The sequence below is a fragment of the Thermophilibacter sp. ZX-H3 genome (assembly GCF_052599055.1).
On sequence record NZ_JBQXES010000002.1, the window covers coordinates 1 to 16682 of the forward strand.

A 16682-nucleotide genomic window follows, 5' to 3' on the forward strand; every position below is an offset into this window, starting at 1 on the left:
GTAAGGTTTATCTGGCACGCCCTACGTGGCGTGCCAGATAAACCTGACGCCAGTGGCACGCGCCAAATAAGCCTGACGCCAGTGGCACGCCGGCGGCGCATCGCGGCTATGCTAGGAGCAGCCGACCCGAGGAGGCCCCATGCACGAGCGACGCACGCCCATCTCAGAGCGCCTGCTGACGCGGCGCGGGTTTCTCGCCGCGTCGGCGGCAGGCGTCGGCGTTCTTGCGGGGTGCTCGGGAACGCCCGACGCCCCGCAGGTCGACGAGCTGCGTCCCGCGCAGACCCTCCTCGATGACCCCGCCCCCGCCCCCGAGCGCTCCGAGGTCACCATCCTCATGATCGGTGACGTCCTCGTGCACGAGGGGGTCTGGAGGAGCGGCGAGCGCGAGGACGGCACGCGCGACTACGAGCACCTCTTCGCGCACGTCGCCGACCTCGTCGCGGGGGCGGACGTGGCGATCGTGGACCAGGAGACCATTCTCGGCGGGACGGCGCTCGGGCTCTCGAGCTACCCGACCTTCAACAGCCCGCAGGAGATCGGCTCCGCTGAGGCCGCCGCCGGCTTTGACGTGGTGCTCCACGCCAACAACCATGCGCTTGACAAGGGGATGGAGGGCATCGAGGCCGAGCTCGCGTTCTGGCGCTCGGAGCATCCCGAGGTGGTGGTCACGGGCATGGCGGACAGCGAGGAGGCGGCGGGCGAGATCCCCCTCCTCGAGCGGGGTGACCGCCGCGTCGCGGTGCTCTCCTACACGTACGGGACGAACGGCATCCCCCTTCCGGCCGACGCGCCCTGGGCGGTGAGGATGCTCGATGACGCTCAGGTCGAGAAGGACTTCTCCCTGGCGCGGGAGCGCGGGGCCGACGCCGTGGTGGTCTGCCCCCACTGGGGGACCGAGTACGCGGCGGGCCCGGACGACGACCAGCGGCGCTGGGCGGAGCGCTTCGTGGAGCTGGGGGCGGACGTCATTCTCGGCTGTCACCCGCACGTCCTGCAGCCCGTCGAGGAGCTCGTCGCGCCGGACGGGCGTGTGGTGCCCGTGTTCTGGTCCCTGGGGAACTTCGTCTCCGGGCAGGCGCGCAAGGACACCATGGTCGGCGGCCTCGCGCGGGTGACGCTCGCCTTCGAGGGGGACGAGCGAGGCGTTTCCTCATGGCAGATCACGCCGCTCGTCACGCATCGGGCCTCGGGGGCCGACTACACCACCTACCCGCTCGCCGACTATTCCGAGGAGCTCGCGGCGGTCAACCACATCCGCACCGTGTCCGGGCAGACGGACTTCTCGCGCCAATGGTGCGTCGACTTCTGCGCCGAGCGTCTCGGAGACGCCTTCCAGGCCTGATGCCAGGCGCCCCTGGCGGCGGTTCCCCCCCACCAACCGCCAGGAACCGCGGTCGCTGGCTACAGCACGCGGCGCACGGCGTCGTGCCAGCCTGCGAGCAGGCTGTCCACGCGCGCGGGGTCCATCGTGCGGCGGAAGACGTCATCGGCCTCTCGCAGGCCGCGCAGCTCGTCGGTGCCGCCCCAGAAGCCCGTGTAGAGCCCGGCGAGAAACGCGGCGCCGAGCGAGGTGGTCTCGGTGTTTGCGGGACGACGCAGCTCGCAGCCGAGGAGGTCGGCCTGGAACTGCATGAGGAAGTCGTTCGCCGACGCGCCGCCGTCCACGTTGAGCACGGAGAGCGGGCCGCCCGCGTCCGCCGCCATGGCGTCGGCGAGGTCGCGGATCTGGTAGGCGAGCGCCTCGAGGGCGGCCCGCGCCAGGTGCGCGCGTCCGGTTCCGCGCGTGAGGCCGAGGATGGCGCCCCGCGCCTCCGGCTGCCACCACGGCGCGCCGAGGCCCGTGAAGGCGGGAACCACGTAGACGCCGCCCGTGTCGGGGACGCTCCGGGCGAGCGCCTCGGTCTCGGCGGCCGTGCGAATGATCCCCAGCTCGTCGCGGAGCCACTGCACGAGCGCGCCCGCCACGAAGACCGAGCCCTCGAGGGCGTACTGCGTGCAGCGGGCGTCCGGGGGAGCCGCGGCGATGGTGGTCACGAGGCCGTGCCCGCTCGAGCGGGCCTCCCCGCCGGTGTTGAGGAGCATGAAGCAGCCGGTCCCGTAGGTGTTCTTGGCCTGGCCGGGCTCGAAGCAGCATTGGCCAAAGAGGGCCGCCTGCTGGTCTCCGGCCACCCCCGTGATGGGGATGCCCGCCGGGAGCCCCGGGTAGCTCGTCTCGCCGAAGAGGCTGGAGCTGGGGCGGACCTCCGGCAGCAGGCAGGCGGGGATGTCAAAGAGCGCGAGCAGGTCCTCGTCCCAGCGCCCCTCGTGGATGTTGTAGAGCATCGTGCGCGACGCGTTGGTGGGGTCGGTCGCGTGCACGAGCCCGCCGGTGAGCGTCCATACGAGCCAGGTGTCCACGGTGCCGAAGAGCAGGTCCCCGGACCGCGCGCGGTCTCTCGCGCCCGGAACGTGGTCCAAGATCCACGCTATCTTGCTTGCCGAGAAGTACGGGTCGGGGAGCAGCCCGGTCTTCTCGCGCACCATGGCGCCGACCTCGGCGGGGCCGCAGACGCGCTCGACCATCTCCGCCGTGCGGCGGCACTGCCAGACGATGGCGTTCGATATCGGGACGCCCGTCGAGCGGTCCCATACGATCGTGGTCTCGCGCTGGTTGTCGATCCCGATGGCGTCGACGTCCTCGGCGGTGAGACCGTGTCTCGCCACGAGCTCGGAGAGCGTCCCCAGCTGGGAGAAGAGAATCTCCTGCGGGTTGTGCTCCACCCAGCCGGGTTGCGGGTAGATCTGCTGGAACGGCCGCTGGGCGACGTCCACCATGCGGCCGCCGCGGTCGACGAGCACCGCGCGCGAGGACGTGGTCCCCTGGTCGAGTGCGATGACGTAGCTTCTTCCCGTGCCCATGCCGCTCCTCCCGTCGCTCTCACCCAAGTATCCACCACTCTTCCGACCTGCGGCTTTACCGTCCGCTGACCGGGCCAGCGCAACCGCTCGCGTTGCGCTACCATTCCGGGAGGCATGTTCGTCGCCGCGCCGCCAGAGGAGGGCAGATGGGATTTCGCTGTGCCGACTGCGTGTTCAGCTCGTTCACGTACCATGAGCGCTCGGGCCTGTACCAGGGGGCCTGCAGCCGTGGCTACACGCTGACCGACCCGCACGTCCACACGAGCCCCGAGGACCACTTCGCCGCGGACCCGCGCGACCTTGTTCCAACCGTGGACCCCTTCGGGGAGGAGTATCTCCGCACGTCCTATGTCTGCGAGCGCTTCGAGCGCCCGGGCATGCCCCACGGCGCCCACCGATAGCTCGCACGCGGCGACTCATTCCATCGTTTCCCTTGGGGCCGGGTTGTCGGATAATCTGACTCACGGAAACTGGCCGAGCTCGTTTATCGGGGAAACGGGGGCTGCCATGACACGGGAGCGAGACGAGCGCGCAACTGCCGGTACGAGGGAGAATCTCGTCCGGGCCGCACTGCAGGAGTTTGCCACGAGGGGCTATGACGGGTCGTCGGTGCGGGAGATCTGCGCCGCCGCGGGAGTGACCACGGGCGCCCTCTACTTTTTCTTCAAGAACAAGGAGAACCTCTTCAGGGAGGCGATCTCCCCCGTCATGGAGCCGCTCGAGGACCTCATTCGAAGCGTGGGCTCCGACCGGGTGAGCAAGCTCATCGCCGAGGGACAGGCGCCCGAGGAGGGGCTTCCGGCTCGCGCGAGGAGGTTCCTCGAGCTCTGCGAGGAGCGGCGCGACGTGGTCGACGTGATCAAGAGGAACCGCGCGAGCGCGGTCGTGGAGAAGGTGAGGGGCGAGCACATCGCCGCCCTCTCGGAGACGATCCGGTCCTTCCTGCGCACGAGCGGGGCGTCGGAGATGGCGGAGGACGAGCTCGTGGTGGGATGGCTCGCCAACATCGCCCTCCGCTCGATCCTCGTGGTGGTCGAGCAGGAGGAGAGCCCCGAGGAGGCCCTCAAGCACCTCCGCGTCGTCTCGGAGTTCATCTCGGCGGGCGTGCTCTCCCTGCGCCGCTGAGGCCGCGCCCGCGCCGCTGAGGCTGCGCCCGCGCCGCGACCGTCGCGCGTCGCCGCGTTCTCGTCGTGATACGCCGCCCGATGCGGTAGCCTTTCAGACGGACTTCAGTTTCTGAACGCACGGGACGAGGAGGCACCATGCGGCGTATGAGAATCGGCACCCTTGCCATTGCGGCGGCGCTCGCCGCGACGCTCGGGGCATGCGGCGGAGGGGCGACGGACGGCGTGGACATTCCCTCGCTCGAGTCCCTCGAGGCGGGCTTTGTCGGCACCTGGGAGATCGAGTCGGCCACGTCGACGGACGGCGACATCACCGCGGACGACATCGCGGCCCTGAACGACCTCGGCATGAACGTGACCGTCGACCTCGGCGACGACGGCACGATGCTCATCGACGTCTTCGGCGACCAGACCACGGGCACGTGGGAGATCAAGGACGAGGGCACCCTCACGCTCTCCATCGAGGACGAGCCCCTCGACGCGCCGGTCGAGGACGGCACGCTCACGCTCTCCTACGAGGGCCAGACCATGACCTTCGAGAAGGTCGACGACGAGCCCGACCTCGATCGCGACCCCTCCGAGAACGCGGGCGGCGTCGCGGACATGGAGGACACGGTGGAGGACCAGATCGACGACGTCGACGACGTCTCGGACCTGGGCTCGGAGATGGACGAGCTCTTCTCCCCGGAGTCTGACCTCGCTATGACCGCGTACGCGGAGGGCGTCACCGTCGACGTGCCGCTCGACGTGACGGTTGCCGACGACGAGACCGCGCTCATCAAGGTCACGGGCTTGGGGACCGACTACGAGGGCGACACGGGCTATCTCGTGACCGTGGAGAACCGCTCGGGGGCGAACTTCGTTGCCATGAACTTCGAGACCTCCGTCGACGGCCAGTACGTCGATGACTACGCCACGCTCGTCCGGCCGGTCCCGGCGGGGGAGAGCCGCTCGGCGTTCTTCTTCTTCGACGCCCAGGCCGTGAGCGTCTCGGCAGACTCCTCCTGCACCGCCACGATCGTGCTCTTCGACGAGTCGCTCAATCCCGTGGCGATGTACGACCTCGCCATCTAGGGCCTCTCGGCCTTTGGCCTTCGGGCTTCGGGCCGGCGAGGCCGGCACCTCGTCGTTCACCTGACAGCGGGGTATGATAGGGCCGGGGCGCCGCACGGGCGTCCCGGCCCAGACGTGAGCGCAGAAACGAGGGAACCATGCCAGACACCACGAGAGACCTGATCTTCCCGACGCCGATCTTCCACGAGAAGATCTGGGGCGGCCGCAAGCTTGCCGACGACTTCGGCTACGAGATCCCCGACGGCCCCATCGGCGAGTGCTGGGCCATCAGCGCCCACCCCAACGGGGACTGCGCGATCAGCGGGGGAGCCTGGGACGGCATGCGCCTCTCCGAGCTCTGGGACCAGCACCGCGAGCTCTTTGGCGGCGTGGAGGGCGATCGCTTCCCGCTGCTCGTCAAGATCATCGACGCCAAGGACAACCTCTCCGTCCAGGTGCACCCCGACGACGCCTACGCCGCCGAGCACGAGAACGGCAGCCTCGGCAAGCGCGAGTGCTGGTACGTGCTCGCGGCGGACGAGGGCACGCAGATCGTCATCGGCCAGCGCGCGCACGACCGCGCCGAGCTCGCGAGCATGATCGACGAGGGGCGCTGGGACGACATGCTCAACCTCGTGCCGTGCCACGTGGGCGACTTCTTCCCCATCGAGCCGGGCACCGTTCACGCCATCCAGGGCGGCACCCTCATCCTGGAGACGCAGCAGTCCTCCGACGTGACCTATCGCGTCTACGACTACGACCGCGTGGGCGACGACGGCAAGCCGCGCGAGCTGCACATCCAGCAGAGCCTCGACGTGGTGGACTACGCAGCGCAGGCGCCGGCCTCCGGCGAGGTCACCGCTCCCGAGGTCGACGGCGTGACCGAGCTCATGGAGTGCCCCAACTTCGTCGTGGACCGCGTCCGCGTGTCTGGCGAGAAGGACGTGGCGCAGCCGTATCCGTTCCTGTGCGTGAGCGTGATCGAGGGCTCCGGCACCGTGTGCGCCGCCGAGGCCGGCGTGGAGCACGAGATCGCCCGCGGGACGCACTTCCTGGCCCCCGCCGGCTGCGGGACGCTGTCCTTCTCGGGCGACATGACCCTCGTGACCTCCCACCTGCCGGAGTAGCCGCCCACTCGTGGCGTGCCATTTGCGCCATTTGCGTCAGACGCCAGTGGCACGCCAAATAAACCTGACGCCAATGGCGCAACACGAAAGCGCCGCCCGACGCAATGCCGGGCGGCGCTTCTGCTGCGGGTATGCAGGGGGGCCTAGGCCTCGATCTTCTCGCCGCAGTGCGGGCAGCGGGTGGCGCCGGCCTTGACCTCCTCGAGGCAGTACGGGCAGTGCGGGGCGGCAGCCTCCTCGGCAGCCTCCTCGTCGGCCTCCTTCTTGGCGAGGGCGTCCATCTTCTCGCGCATGGTGTTCAGGGCCTTGACCAGGCAGAAGACCACGAAGGCGATGATCAGGAAGTTGATCACGGCGGAGATGAAGGCGCCGAGGTCGATGAACTGGTCGGTGCCGGGGACGGCCCAGCGCAGGCCGTTGATGACCTCGGTCGCGCCGTCGGAGGCGCCGCCGGTGATGGTGCTCGTGGAGGTGGTCACGAGGGTGATCAGCGGGTTGATGAGGTTGCTCACGAGCGAGTTGACGATGGCGGTGAACGCGCCGCCGACGATGATACCGACGGCCATGTCCATCACGTTACCGCGGGCGATGAACTCCTTGAACTCATCGACGATCTTCATGCAGGAACCTTTCTGTCTTGGGGCAAAACTCAGCTAGCATAGCATTCTTAATCGACGCAACCGTCGGGAGCCAGATTCAATTTTTGGATGAACTCCAGCCCAGCTCGTCGGTGTCGAGAAGGACGGTGAAGGGCCCGTCGTTCACGAGGCTCACGCGCATGTCAGCCCCGAAGACGCCCCGTCCCACGCGACCGGCCCCGAGGTCCGCCTCCGCGAGGTCGCAGAAGCGGTCGTACAGGCGCTCCGCGAGCTCGGGCCCGGCGGCCCCCGTGAACGAGGGCCGGTTGCCGCGGCGGGCGTCGGCGTAGAGCGTGAACTGGCTCACCACGAGGACCGAGCCTGCGGTGTCCGCGAGCGAGCGGTTGGTCTTGCCCGCGTCGTCCGCGCAGATGCGCAGCGCGGCGACCTTGCGCCACAGCCGTTCCGCCAGCGCCTCGTCATCGCCGGGCGCCACGCCCAGCAGCACGAGGTAGCCGGCGCCGCAGCTGCCCACCACGGCGCCTCCCACCTCCACGGATGCGCGCTCAACGCGCTGTATGAGTGCCCTCATGCGTCTCTCCCGTCGTCTCCCATGACCTGTCCCGTTTTCTCTGAGAGAAAAAACGCGTCCCCAAATTACAGACGGTAGAGGGCGGAGAACTTCTCGGTGAGGTAGTCCGTGTAGTAGGTGGGCGAGAAGGGCTCGCCGCACGCGGCCTCGATGAGCTCGCCGGAGTCCTTGGCACGGCCCCAGCGCCAGATGTTGTCGCGCAGCCACGAGCGGACGGGCGCAAGGTCGCCGGAGGCGCACACGGCGTCGAAGTCCATGCCGCCGCGCACCATCGCGGCCTTGAGCTGCGAGCCGAAGGCGGACCCGAGCGCGTAGGTGGGGAAGTACCCGAAGGAGCCGCCCGACCAGTGGGTGTCCTGGAGCGCGCCGCGCGCGTCGTCGGGGACGTCCACGCCGAGGTACGCGCGGTACTTCTCTGCCCAGAGGCCCGGGACGTCCGCGGCGTGGGCCTCGCCCGAGAAGAGCAGCTGCTCGATCTCATAGCGCACGAGGACGTGGAGCGGGTAGGTGAGCTCGTCGGCCTCGGTGCGGACGAGCCCCGGCTCGGCGCAGTTCTCGGCGAGGTAGAGCTGGTGTGCCGTCACGCGGCCGAACTGCCCGGGGAAGTGACGGCGCAGCACCTGGAGGAGCGGCTCGGCGAAGGCCTCGGAGCGACCCACGAGGTTCTCGAAGAAGCGCGACTGCGCCTCGTGCATGCCCATCGAGGTGCCGCCCGCAAGCGAGGTCCCGGCGTAGGCGGCGTCGACGTTCTGCTCGTAGAGGGCGTGGCCTCCCTCGTGCAGGATCGAGAACACGTTGGAGAGCACGTTGTCCGCGTAGGCGTGCCCGGTCACGATGACAAAGTCGCGCGAGAGCCCGCTCGTGAAGGGGTGCTCCGTGCGGCCGACCCAGAGGGCGTCGGCATCGAGCCCCTCGAGCCGCACGAGGTCGTCGGCGAGGCGCCACTGGCGCTCCTCGTCGAAGGTCCCGTCCACGCAGGCGTGGCTCGGCTTGTGGCGGCTTGCCATGCAGTCGGCCAGAAGCGGCACCACGCAGTCCCTCACCTGCGAGAAGAACCGGTCGTAGAAGGCGCGGTCGGTCCCGCGCTCGTACTCGTTCAGCCAGACGTCATACGGGTCCTTCTCGGCGTCCTTGCAGGCGGCCATGCGCCTGAGCGCGTCGACGATGCGGTCGACGTAGGGCTCGAAGGACGCCCAGTCGTTGGCGGCCTTGGCCCGCCGCCAGACGTCGTTGGCCTCCACGGTGAGCCGGCTGAACGCGGCCTGCTCCTCCGCGGGGACGTCGACGAGCGACGCGCGGTCGTGCTTGAGGACGCGCACCTGCGCCATGCGGGTCTCGCCCAGGAGCTCGGGCTGCTGCTCCAGGCGGTCGAGCAGCGGCCCCACGGCGGGGTCGCAGAGCGCGCGCACGCTCATCTCCTGGAGCTGCGCCACCGCCTCGGCGCGCTGCGCGGTGGCGCGCGGCGGGTCGATCACCTGGCCAAGCGAGTCGATCTCGCCCATGGCGTAGCCGAGCGAGAAGAGCGTGCGCTCGAGGGCGTCGAGGGCCTCCATGTCCGCGCGGGGGTTGGGGAGGGCGGCGTTGAGCTGCGTGTTGTCTGTGGGTGCCATAATCGCTCCTCGTGGGTTGTCGTGGGACGTGCGGCCGGCGGCGAGCCGGCGGCCTACCTCACAGTCTACCCGTCCTACCGGTCATGTCAGAAGTGGTGCAATCTGCGCCCAAAACGACCATGACGCGAGAAGAAGGCCGTATCATCTGTAGTACGGAAAACTGGCGCGACCCCGTGGGGCAAGGAGGCACCAATGGAAGCGGTTCTTGGCATCGACGTCGGCGGGACGAGCATCAAGGCGGGGCTCTTCACCCCGTCGGGCGAGCTTCTCGAGGAGCGCAAGATCCCCACTCCCGAGCTCGTGACCGAGGAGGCGTACGCGGTCGTGACCGGCGGCATCGAGAAGATCCTCGCCGCGCACGACGCCGCTGCCGGAGACGTCATCGCCTGCGGCCTGGATATCCCCGGCCCCGTGGCAGACGACGGCACGGTGGGTGTCCTCCCCAACATCAAGCTCGACCCGGAGGGCATGGTGAGCGCGCTGACCACGGTCTTCCCCAACGCGACGGTCGCCTTCATCAACGACGCCAACGCGGCCGCGCTCGGCGAGATGTGGGCCGGTGTGGCGCAGCAGGTCTCGAGCTACGTGCTCATCGCCCTGGGCACGGGCGTGGGCGCGGGCGTGGTCTCCAACGGCAAGCTCGTGGCGGGCGCCTTTGGCGCCGGCGGCGAGATCGGCCACATCACGGTCAACCGCGAGGAGACCCTGACCTGCGGCTGCGGCCGCCGCGGCTGCCTCGAGCAGTACGCCTCCGCCAAGGGCATCGTCCGCCTCTACCTCGAGGAGTGCGAGCGCCGCGGCGTGAAGCCCGTGCCCGTGGAGCACGCCACCGACACCCTCTCCGTCTTCCGCGCGCTCGCGGGCGGCGACGAGTGCGCCAAGGTGGCGGTGCACAAGATGTGCGACTACCTGGCCCAGGCCATGGCGCAGATCTCCTGCGTGGTGGACCCCGCGATGTACCTCATCGGCGGCGGCGTGGCGGGGGCCTTCGCGACCTTCGCCCCGGAGCTGCGCGAGCTCTTCGCCGAGTACGCGTTCCCCGCGAGCAGGGAGGCCCGCATCGAGGCGGCGAGCCTCGGCAACCAGGCGGCCATGTATGGCTGCGCCTACGAGGCGCTCCGCCTGCGCAGGGAGGCCCTGCGCCTCGACGCGGACGCGTCGTAGGGATGGCCGACTAGAACCGCCGCGGCGGTGGTATCCTAGCTATGTTGCTTTGCATACGAGCCGCCCCCGCCGGACGACGGCGCGCAGGGCGATAAGAACGTTTACTTGCGAGTGAGGAGTCACCATGAGCGATTACGTCTCTGCGTCTCACGTTGTTCTCGGCTGCTCGGCCTCCACGGTCGACGAGGTCCTCAAGCTCCTTTCGGAGCAGGCGGTCTCCTTCGGCATCGCCACCGACGCCGAGGCGCTCTGCGAGGCCTTCAAGGCGCGCGAGGCCGAGGGCACGACGGGCATGATGGGCGGCTTCGCCATCCCGCACGCCAAGAGCGACGCCGTCACGCAGGCCGCCATCATCGTCGACAAGTTCGACGAGGGGGTTGTCTGGCCGTCCATGGACGATGCGCCGATCACCTGCGCCATCGCCCTGCTTACCCCCGCCTCCGAGGCGGGCACCACGCATCTCCAGCTCCTCTCCAAGGTCGCCGTGCTCCTCATGAACGAGGACTTCCGCACGAGCGTCCAGGCCGCCGACGACCCGGCCAAGATCGCGGAGCTCATCAGCGCGGGCATCGCCGCCGAGTAGCCACCCGACGTGCCACTGGCGTCAGGTTTATTTGGCATGACAAAGGGGACGGGGTAGTTTGTCAGAATCGGGCCCGGCGCAAGAGCGTCGGGCCCCTCCTTTAGGGACGTCCCATATGACGGGGCCGCCCTCCAGAGAGGACGGCCCCGAATACGTCTTACCTTCTCGCCGCGTCCTGTTGCCGAGCGCCCCTACGCCTTGTTGACGGAGCCGAGGTTGGTCATGCGGACCTTGACGAGGTTGGTGATCTCCTCCATGCCCGGCTTGTTGGCCTTCTTGGGGTCAAAGACGCCGGGGTTCTCGGCCATGAAGCCCATGAAGCCGCGCATGAACGCCTGACGGAGCTCGGTGGCGTAGTTGACCTTGCAGATGCCGTTCTTGACGGCCTCGGCGACCTGGTCGTCGGGCACGCCAGAGGTGCCGTGGAGCACGAGCGGCACGTCCACGACGGAGCGGATGGCCTTCACCACGTCCTGCTCGATGTGCGGGGTCTCGGTGTAGACGCCGTGCGCGGTGCCCACGCCGATGGCAAGGGAGGTGCAGCCGGTGCGCTCGACGAACTCGCGGGCCTCGTCCGGGTCGGTGTAGGGGTTCTCGCCTTCCACGGCGGGGCCGTCGTCCTCCTTGCCGCCGACCTTGCCGAGCTCAGCCTCGACGGGGATGTTGAGGGGCTTGGCGACCTTGGTCACGGAGGCGGTGAGGGCGATGTTGTCCTCGAAGGAGTCGTGGCTGCCGTCGATCATGACGGAGGTGTAGCCGGCCTTCATGGCCTGGACGGCGCGGTCGAAGCCGTCGCCGTGGTCGAGGTGGATGGCCACGGGGACGCTCGCCTGCTCGGCGGCCACGCGGCACATGGCGGCAAAGTAGTCGAGGTTGGCGTACTTCACGGTGCCGGGCGTGGTCTGCATGATGACGGGGGAGCGAAGCTCCTCGGCGGCCTTCACGACGGCCATGACGAACTCGAGGCTCTCGACGTTGAACGCGCCGACGGCATAGTGGCCGGCCTGGGCGTCGAGCAGCATCTCCTTGGTGGTGACGAGCATCCGAACTCCCTTCCTCGGACTGACTGACGCCGCTATTGTACGTAGGGATGCGAGTTCGTGTATGGCTAGGCTGCCGCGGGCGGCCGCCCGGGCCCGGCAAAAGGGAAACCAAATGCAAGGGCAGGCGCCCCTCCCGCAGCGTCTCCTCGGAGGGCGCACAGGCACGGCGCGGGTTCTTCTCGCCAGCGTGACGGCGTCGGGCATTGTTCGATTTGCGGTGCACGTGGGGTGTCCTCCGGAAACCACGCCGCCGACGCGGGGACCCCTTCCGCGCGGCCCTCAGGCCGCGCCCATAGCGCCTCTTTCCAAAACGAAAGAAAAAGCAATGTGATAGATTGCTTCTAAAGAAAGAATAGGAAACACAATTCGCACACATTCGCACAGGGCGCGGGCGGGCAACCGAGAAGGGCGGAAGACCATGGCCATGTCATCCGAGGAGCGCCGCGCGGCGATCCTCTCCATGCTCGACCGGGCCGCCTCCGTGCAGGTGACGCAGCTCGCCGACGCGTTCGGCGTCAGCCGCGTGACGGCCCGCGCCGACCTCGACGCCCTGGCGCGAGACGGCAAGCTGCGCCGCACGCACGGCGGGGCCGTCTCGCTCTCCAAGACGCTCACCGTCTCCGTGCAGGAGCGGCGCATCAACGTGAACGTTGAGGCCAAGCGCGCGATCGCGCGGCTCGCGGCGCCGCTCGTGGAGGACGGCGACTCCGTGCTCGTGGACTCGGGCACCACGGCGCTCGAGCTCGTCCGCGCCATCTCGGGCCGTGCGGGCGTGACCGTGGTGACCGACGACTTCACGATCGCGGACTACGTCGACCGCTCCGCCCCCTCGCTCGACGTCATCATGCTCGGCGGGAGCCTGCGCAAGGGCCACCGCTACACGGCGGGCCCGCTCGCCATGCGGACCCTCGAGGTGCTCCATCCCCGCAAGGCCTTCGTCACGCCCACCTCCTATGTCCCCGGGCGGGGCCTCATGACCAACAACCAGGACATGGCCGAGCTCAAGCGGGCATATCTGACCTGCGCCGACAGGACGTTCGTGCTCATGGACCAGAGCAAGGTCGGCGCCCCGGGGCTGCTCTGGTTTGGCACGCTCGGCGGCGTCGAGGCAGTGGTCATGGACGCGGACCCCGACGGACTGGTTGCCGAGGACGCCGCCGAGCAGGGGTGCCGCGTTCTATACTGACCGCAGGGCCAGTCGGGGCGCGCCCCGGGCGAAGGGAGAAGAACGTGGCCGTGAAGCTCATCCTCACCGACATCGACGGGACCATCCTCCCGCGGGGGCACCGACGCGTCTCAGAGCGCACCGTCTCGTCCTTCCATGCCGCGCTCGCGGCGGGGATCGCCGTGGGGCCCGCGAGCGGACGCGGCTACTCGTGGATTCCCGACTTCTTCGGCGGGGACGCTGCGTGCTGCGCCACCGCGCTCGCGACCAACGGCATGCAGGTCTACCTCGGCGGCGAGAAGGTCATGGAGCAGACGCTCGCCGCCGACGCCCTCGAGGCCGTGCGCGCGATCGTGGCGGAGGCCCCGCGTGCCGGCCTGGTCTGCTTCGACGATGCGACCCCGCTTCTGGTGGAGGGCTCCGTCGAGGACCTGGCATTCCACTTTCCCGCCTATGCCGAGCGCTGCCGCGTGACCCGCGCGCTGCCGGACTTCCCCGTGGTCAAGGCCAATGTCTTCACCGGGGCGGGGGAGCGCGCCGCCGCGGCGTTGGTGGCGCGCCTCAACGACGAGGTCGCGGCCCTCGACGTCGACCGGGCCATGCCCACCTACTCCAACATCATGCCACGCGGCTGGAACAAGGGCACCGCGGTGGCATGGATGGCCGAGCGTCTGGGCGTGGGCCTTGACGAGGTCGTGGTCTTCGGCGACGCGGATAACGACCTCCCCATGTTCTCCGCGGTGCCCAACTCCGTTGCCGTGGCGGGTGCCACGCCGGAGGCCGCTGCCGCCGCGCGCTGGCACATCGGCGCCTGCGAGGATGACGCCGTCGCGGCCGCGATCGAGGCGCTGGCCGCCGGCGCGTGGCCGTTTGCGGGGTAGGGGCCTCCGCGCCCCCGCGTCTCTCCGGGTACGTACACACCCCCTCCGGGTACGTACCAACTTTCAATCTTGATGTTCTTCTCGATAGCCTTCCCACCTGCGGTTCTCTCTTTGCTAGGTACCATACAAATAATTGAATCTTGTACGCATCCGGACGAGGGGTGTACGTACCCGGGAGGGGGTCGGCCCCCAGGGCTATACTCGTGCCATGGAGACGGGACCCGACACCTTCCGCGTCCTCGTGGTGGAGGACGATGCCGCGCTCTCCGAGGTGGTCTGCACCTTCCTCGGGGACGAGGGCTACGCGTGCGTGCCGGCGTTCTCCGGAACGGAGGCGCTCCTGCTGGCAGATCGCGCGGGCGAGAAGAACGAGCCCTTCGACCTGGTGATCTTGGACCTCATGCTGCCCGGCGTCCCCGGGGAGGAGCTCATCGGCCGCCTGCGTGCGGCCGGCGTGGGGGCGCCCGTGATCGTGACCTCGGCGCGCTCCGCCGTGACGGACCGCGTGGGGCTGCTCCGCCTGGGCGCGAGCGACTACCTGACGAAGCCCTTCGACCTCGACGAGCTGCTCGCGCGCGTGGAGGTGCAGCTTCGTGACCGCGCTCGCGCGGCGGGGCGAGAGGGGCGGGCCGTCGCGGCCCTGCGCTTTGGTCGCTGGGAGCTCGACCCCGCCGCGCGGGCGTTTGCCGTGGACGGCGAGCCCCTGCGCCTCACGCGAACCGAGTTTGACATCCTCGCTGCGATGATGCGCGAGCCCAGCCGCGTCTTCACCAAGCAGGCCCTCTTCGAGATCGTGCGCAACGAGGAGGCCCTGACGGAGGAGCGCACCATATCCACGCACGTGAGCAACCTGCGCTCCAAGCTGCGCCCAACCGGCACCGACTCCTACATCCAGACCGTCTGGGGCATCGGCTTCAAGCTCCAGGCGTGATGCGTGCCGCCGTGCCGCTGGCGTCAGGTTCGTTTGGCACGCGTGCCAAACGAACCTGACGCCAGCGGCACGGCGGCACGGCGCCGATTTCTTGTCAAAGCCTTGTAGGTCTCTGAAGGGTTTTCCCACGCCTGCCGGGTAGTCTTTGGATAACCCGAGGATGGAGGCCACCATGAACGCCATAGAGACGAGCAACCTCACCAAGTCCTTCTCGCGCGGAACGGTGCGCGCGGTGCGCGACGTGAGCCTCGCCGTGCCGGCCGGCTCGGTCTTTGGCATCGTGGGCAAGAACGGCGCGGGCAAGTCCACCCTGCTCAAGCTCATCTCCGGGCTCATGCGGCAGGACGCGGGGACCGTGAGCGTGCTCGGCCGGCAGCTGCGCCCCTGCGAGTCCGACTCGCGGCTCGGCGTGCTCGTGGAGACGCCCGCGGCCTACGGCCGGCTCGACGCCTTCGAGAACCTCATGAACCGCGCCCTCGTGCTCGGCCTGCCCGACCCAAAGAAGGCGTGCCGAGAAGTGCTTGAGCTCGTGGGCCTCGACGCGCGCACCGCCGGCGACGGGCGCGGCCGCCTGCTCTGGCCGCGCGGCTCCTACGTGGACGACCTCTCCACGGGGCAGCGCCAGCGACTCGGCGTTGCCCTCGCCCTCATCGGCAGTCCCGAGGTGCTGCTGCTCGACGAGCCGCTCACGGGCATCGACCCCACGGGCGTGGCGGACCTACGCGCGCTGCTCGTCCGCCTCAGCCGCGAGCGCGGCGTCACCGTGGTGGTGAGCTCGCACGTCCTCGCGGACCTCGAGCGCATGTGCACGCACTATGGCATCATGCGCGACGGCGCACTCGTGCGCCAGCTCACCTCCGAGGAGCTCGCCGACGCCTGCGCCACCTACCTCACGCTGCGCGTCGATGCCCCGGAGCGCGCGGTGGCCGTGCTCGCCGAGGAGCTGCCGGGCCTTACGGTGCGCGTGCTGCCGGACGGCGCCCTCCGCGTGACGGCGCCGGGCGGCGGCGAGCCGGACCGCACGGTGCTGGCGCAGGTGCTCCTGGCCGCGGGCATCGCCGTGACGGAGCTTGCCGCCAGCACGCCCGACGTCGAGGCGGAGCTCGTTCGCCTCATCGACGACACGTCTATCGGGAAGGGCAGGTGAGCGCCATGACGACCCTTGCCAACCAGCTGCGTGCCGCGTTCTACCTCGCCTCGCGCGACGCCTACGTGAAGGGCGCCTTCGTGCTGCCGGCGTTGCTCGCCGTGTGGGCCATCCTGCTGGAGCTGCTCTTCCCTGATGCCGACATGCACGTGATCTTTGAGGGGGCCGTCCTCAGCCTCGTCCGCACGGGGGCCCTCTTCGGCACCTGCCTTGCCATGTCGGGCATCGTCACGCATGACGTCTCGTCGGGCGGCCTGCGCGCGGCCGTGTCCACGGCGCGCGGGCGAGAGGGGTACGTGGCCTCCCGGGTGATCCTGGCGCTGGTGCTCGCGGTTCTTCTCGGCCTGTGGTCCGCGCTGCTGAACGTCCCCCTGCTTCTTGGCCCCAGCGTGGCCTTTGAGGGGATGCCCGCGGGCGAGCTGGCGCTTCGTGCGGTGGCATACGTCCTGGTGGGCTGGACGTATGCCGTCTTTGGCATGCTCCTCCTCTGGCTCGCCCGAAGCCCCCGCGGCTTTGCCTCGGCGTTCTTCGCGGCGGTCATCCTGGGCGCGGGGGTGCTCAACGTGCTGCTCCTCGTGCCGGTGGCGGTGCTCATCCCGCTTTCCCAGGAGCTCGCCTTCGGGGCGTTCCAGCTTATCGTTCCCATCCTGCCGAGCGGCCTGCTCGGCGATGCCTTCGTGGCCGACGCCCGCCTCGTCGTGCTGCCCGTCGCCTACGTCGTCGTCTTCTGGGCGCTCTCGCGCCGCGTGATGGCGCGGGCTCCGCTCTAGACCAAAAGGAGGT

Annotated in this window: 17 protein-coding genes; 12 read left to right on the forward strand and 5 right to left on the reverse strand. The window is 69.3% G+C overall.

The annotated features are described in order from the left end of the window. Positions 1-139 precede the first annotated feature (139 nt). Entirely contained in the window at positions 140-1345 is a 1206-nt protein-coding gene (locus ACULPM_RS00845; protein WP_445332275.1) for a CapA family protein, read from the forward strand. A gap of 59 nt (positions 1346-1404) precedes the next feature. Here ACULPM_RS00845 and glpK read toward each other — a convergent pair whose 3' ends face one another. After that, a complete protein-coding gene (gene glpK / locus ACULPM_RS00850; protein WP_445332276.1) occupies positions 1405-2901 on the reverse strand; it encodes a glycerol kinase GlpK in 1497 nt (498 codons plus the stop codon). Between the two features lie 146 nt (positions 2902-3047). Between glpK and ACULPM_RS00855 the strand changes: the two genes are divergently transcribed. From ACULPM_RS00855 to ACULPM_RS00870, 4 genes are all read left to right on the forward strand, one after another. After that, positions 3048-3302 carry a hypothetical protein gene (locus ACULPM_RS00855; protein ID WP_167930384.1) on the forward strand — a complete coding sequence of 85 codons (255 nt, stop codon included), beginning with the start codon at positions 3048-3050 and terminating at the stop codon, positions 3300-3302. A 106-nt stretch (positions 3303-3408) separates the two neighbouring features. Continuing rightward, entirely contained in the window at positions 3409-4026 is a 618-nt protein-coding gene (locus ACULPM_RS00860) for a TetR/AcrR family transcriptional regulator (RefSeq protein WP_167930385.1), read from the forward strand. A gap of 137 nt (positions 4027-4163) precedes the next feature. Beyond that, a complete protein-coding gene (locus tag ACULPM_RS00865) occupies positions 4164-5099 on the forward strand; it encodes a hypothetical protein (protein WP_445332277.1) in 936 nt (311 codons plus the stop codon). A 137-nt stretch (positions 5100-5236) separates the two neighbouring features. Further along, the gene (locus ACULPM_RS00870; RefSeq protein ID WP_167930387.1) at positions 5237-6205 is read left to right on the forward strand and encodes a type I phosphomannose isomerase catalytic subunit; all 969 of its coding nucleotides are present in this window, start codon (positions 5237-5239) and stop codon (positions 6203-6205) included. A gap of 143 nt (positions 6206-6348) precedes the next feature. On the opposite strand, the gene mscL is transcribed toward ACULPM_RS00870, so the two are convergent. From mscL to ACULPM_RS00885, 3 genes are all read right to left on the reverse strand, one after another. Continuing rightward, entirely contained in the window at positions 6349-6825 is a 477-nt protein-coding gene (gene mscL / locus ACULPM_RS00875) for a large conductance mechanosensitive channel protein MscL (RefSeq protein WP_167930388.1), read from the reverse strand. Between the two features lie 76 nt (positions 6826-6901). After that, complete coding sequence (gene dtd / locus ACULPM_RS00880) at positions 6902-7375, reverse strand: D-aminoacyl-tRNA deacylase (RefSeq protein WP_167930389.1); 474 nt, start codon at positions 7373-7375, stop codon at positions 6902-6904. Between the two features lie 65 nt (positions 7376-7440). Beyond that, positions 7441-8985 carry a carboxypeptidase M32 gene (locus tag ACULPM_RS00885; protein WP_167930390.1) on the reverse strand — a complete coding sequence of 515 codons (1545 nt, stop codon included), beginning with the start codon at positions 8983-8985 and terminating at the stop codon, positions 7441-7443. 192 nt (positions 8986-9177) lie between these two features. On the opposite strand from ACULPM_RS00885, the gene ACULPM_RS00890 reads away from it, so the two are divergent. Together ACULPM_RS00890 and ACULPM_RS00895 are read left to right on the forward strand one after the other, a co-directional pair. After that, complete coding sequence (locus ACULPM_RS00890; RefSeq protein ID WP_445332278.1) at positions 9178-10149, forward strand: ROK family protein; 972 nt, start codon at positions 9178-9180, stop codon at positions 10147-10149. Between the two features lie 124 nt (positions 10150-10273). After that, positions 10274-10732 carry a PTS sugar transporter subunit IIA gene (locus ACULPM_RS00895; RefSeq protein ID WP_167930392.1) on the forward strand — a complete coding sequence of 153 codons (459 nt, stop codon included), beginning with the start codon at positions 10274-10276 and terminating at the stop codon, positions 10730-10732. A 191-nt stretch (positions 10733-10923) separates the two neighbouring features. Here ACULPM_RS00895 and ACULPM_RS00900 read toward each other — a convergent pair whose 3' ends face one another. Beyond that, positions 10924-11775: a class II fructose-bisphosphate aldolase gene (locus tag ACULPM_RS00900; protein WP_075279547.1), complete on the reverse strand. Its 852-nt coding sequence runs from the start codon at positions 11773-11775 to the stop codon at positions 10924-10926. 418 nt (positions 11776-12193) lie between these two features. Between ACULPM_RS00900 and ACULPM_RS00905 the strand changes: the two genes are divergently transcribed. The 5 genes from ACULPM_RS00905 to ACULPM_RS00925 all read left to right on the forward strand — a co-directional run bounded on the left by ACULPM_RS00905 (position 12194) and on the right by ACULPM_RS00925 (position 16669). After that, a complete protein-coding gene (locus tag ACULPM_RS00905) occupies positions 12194-12961 on the forward strand; it encodes a DeoR/GlpR family DNA-binding transcription regulator (RefSeq protein ID WP_445332279.1) in 768 nt (255 codons plus the stop codon). A gap of 44 nt (positions 12962-13005) precedes the next feature. Beyond that, on the forward strand, positions 13006-13821 hold the full coding sequence (locus ACULPM_RS00910) for an HAD family hydrolase (protein ID WP_445332280.1): 816 nt from the start codon (positions 13006-13008) through the stop codon (positions 13819-13821). Between the two features lie 208 nt (positions 13822-14029). Then, entirely contained in the window at positions 14030-14752 is a 723-nt protein-coding gene (locus ACULPM_RS00915) for a response regulator transcription factor (RefSeq protein WP_445332281.1), read from the forward strand. A 172-nt stretch (positions 14753-14924) separates the two neighbouring features. Continuing rightward, positions 14925-15899 carry an ABC transporter ATP-binding protein gene (locus ACULPM_RS00920; RefSeq protein WP_445330683.1) on the forward strand — a complete coding sequence of 325 codons (975 nt, stop codon included), beginning with the start codon at positions 14925-14927 and terminating at the stop codon, positions 15897-15899. A gap of 5 nt (positions 15900-15904) precedes the next feature. Beyond that, positions 15905-16669, forward strand: coding sequence for a hypothetical protein (locus ACULPM_RS00925; RefSeq protein ID WP_445330684.1), 765 nt, complete (start codon positions 15905-15907; stop codon positions 16667-16669). Positions 16670-16682: the final 13 nt, after the last annotated feature.

Coding starts and splice junctions, on each gene's coding strand:
- ACULPM_RS00845 (WP_445332275.1), top strand. CDS start 140: ATGCACGAGCGACGCACGCCCATCTCAGAGCGCCTGCTGACGCGGCGC.
- glpK (WP_445332276.1), bottom strand. CDS start 2,901: ATGGGCACGGGAAGAAGCTACGTCATCGCACTCGACCAGGGGACCACG.
- ACULPM_RS00855 (WP_167930384.1), top strand. CDS start 3,048: ATGGGATTTCGCTGTGCCGACTGCGTGTTCAGCTCGTTCACGTACCAT.
- ACULPM_RS00860 (WP_167930385.1), top strand. CDS start 3,409: ATGACACGGGAGCGAGACGAGCGCGCAACTGCCGGTACGAGGGAGAAT.
- ACULPM_RS00865 (WP_445332277.1), top strand. CDS start 4,164: ATGCGGCGTATGAGAATCGGCACCCTTGCCATTGCGGCGGCGCTCGCC.
- ACULPM_RS00870 (WP_167930387.1), top strand. CDS start 5,237: ATGCCAGACACCACGAGAGACCTGATCTTCCCGACGCCGATCTTCCAC.
- mscL (WP_167930388.1), bottom strand. CDS start 6,825: ATGAAGATCGTCGATGAGTTCAAGGAGTTCATCGCCCGCGGTAACGTG.
- dtd (WP_167930389.1), bottom strand. CDS start 7,375: ATGAGGGCACTCATACAGCGCGTTGAGCGCGCATCCGTGGAGGTGGGA.
- ACULPM_RS00885 (WP_167930390.1), bottom strand. CDS start 8,985: ATGGCACCCACAGACAACACGCAGCTCAACGCCGCCCTCCCCAACCCC.
- ACULPM_RS00890 (WP_445332278.1), top strand. CDS start 9,178: ATGGAAGCGGTTCTTGGCATCGACGTCGGCGGGACGAGCATCAAGGCG.
- ACULPM_RS00895 (WP_167930392.1), top strand. CDS start 10,274: ATGAGCGATTACGTCTCTGCGTCTCACGTTGTTCTCGGCTGCTCGGCC.
- ACULPM_RS00900 (WP_075279547.1), bottom strand. CDS start 11,775: ATGCTCGTCACCACCAAGGAGATGCTGCTCGACGCCCAGGCCGGCCAC.
- ACULPM_RS00905 (WP_445332279.1), top strand. CDS start 12,194: ATGGCCATGTCATCCGAGGAGCGCCGCGCGGCGATCCTCTCCATGCTC.
- ACULPM_RS00915 (WP_445332281.1), top strand. CDS start 14,030: ATGGAGACGGGACCCGACACCTTCCGCGTCCTCGTGGTGGAGGACGAT.
- ACULPM_RS00920 (WP_445330683.1), top strand. CDS start 14,925: ATGAACGCCATAGAGACGAGCAACCTCACCAAGTCCTTCTCGCGCGGA.
- ACULPM_RS00925 (WP_445330684.1), top strand. CDS start 15,905: ATGACGACCCTTGCCAACCAGCTGCGTGCCGCGTTCTACCTCGCCTCG.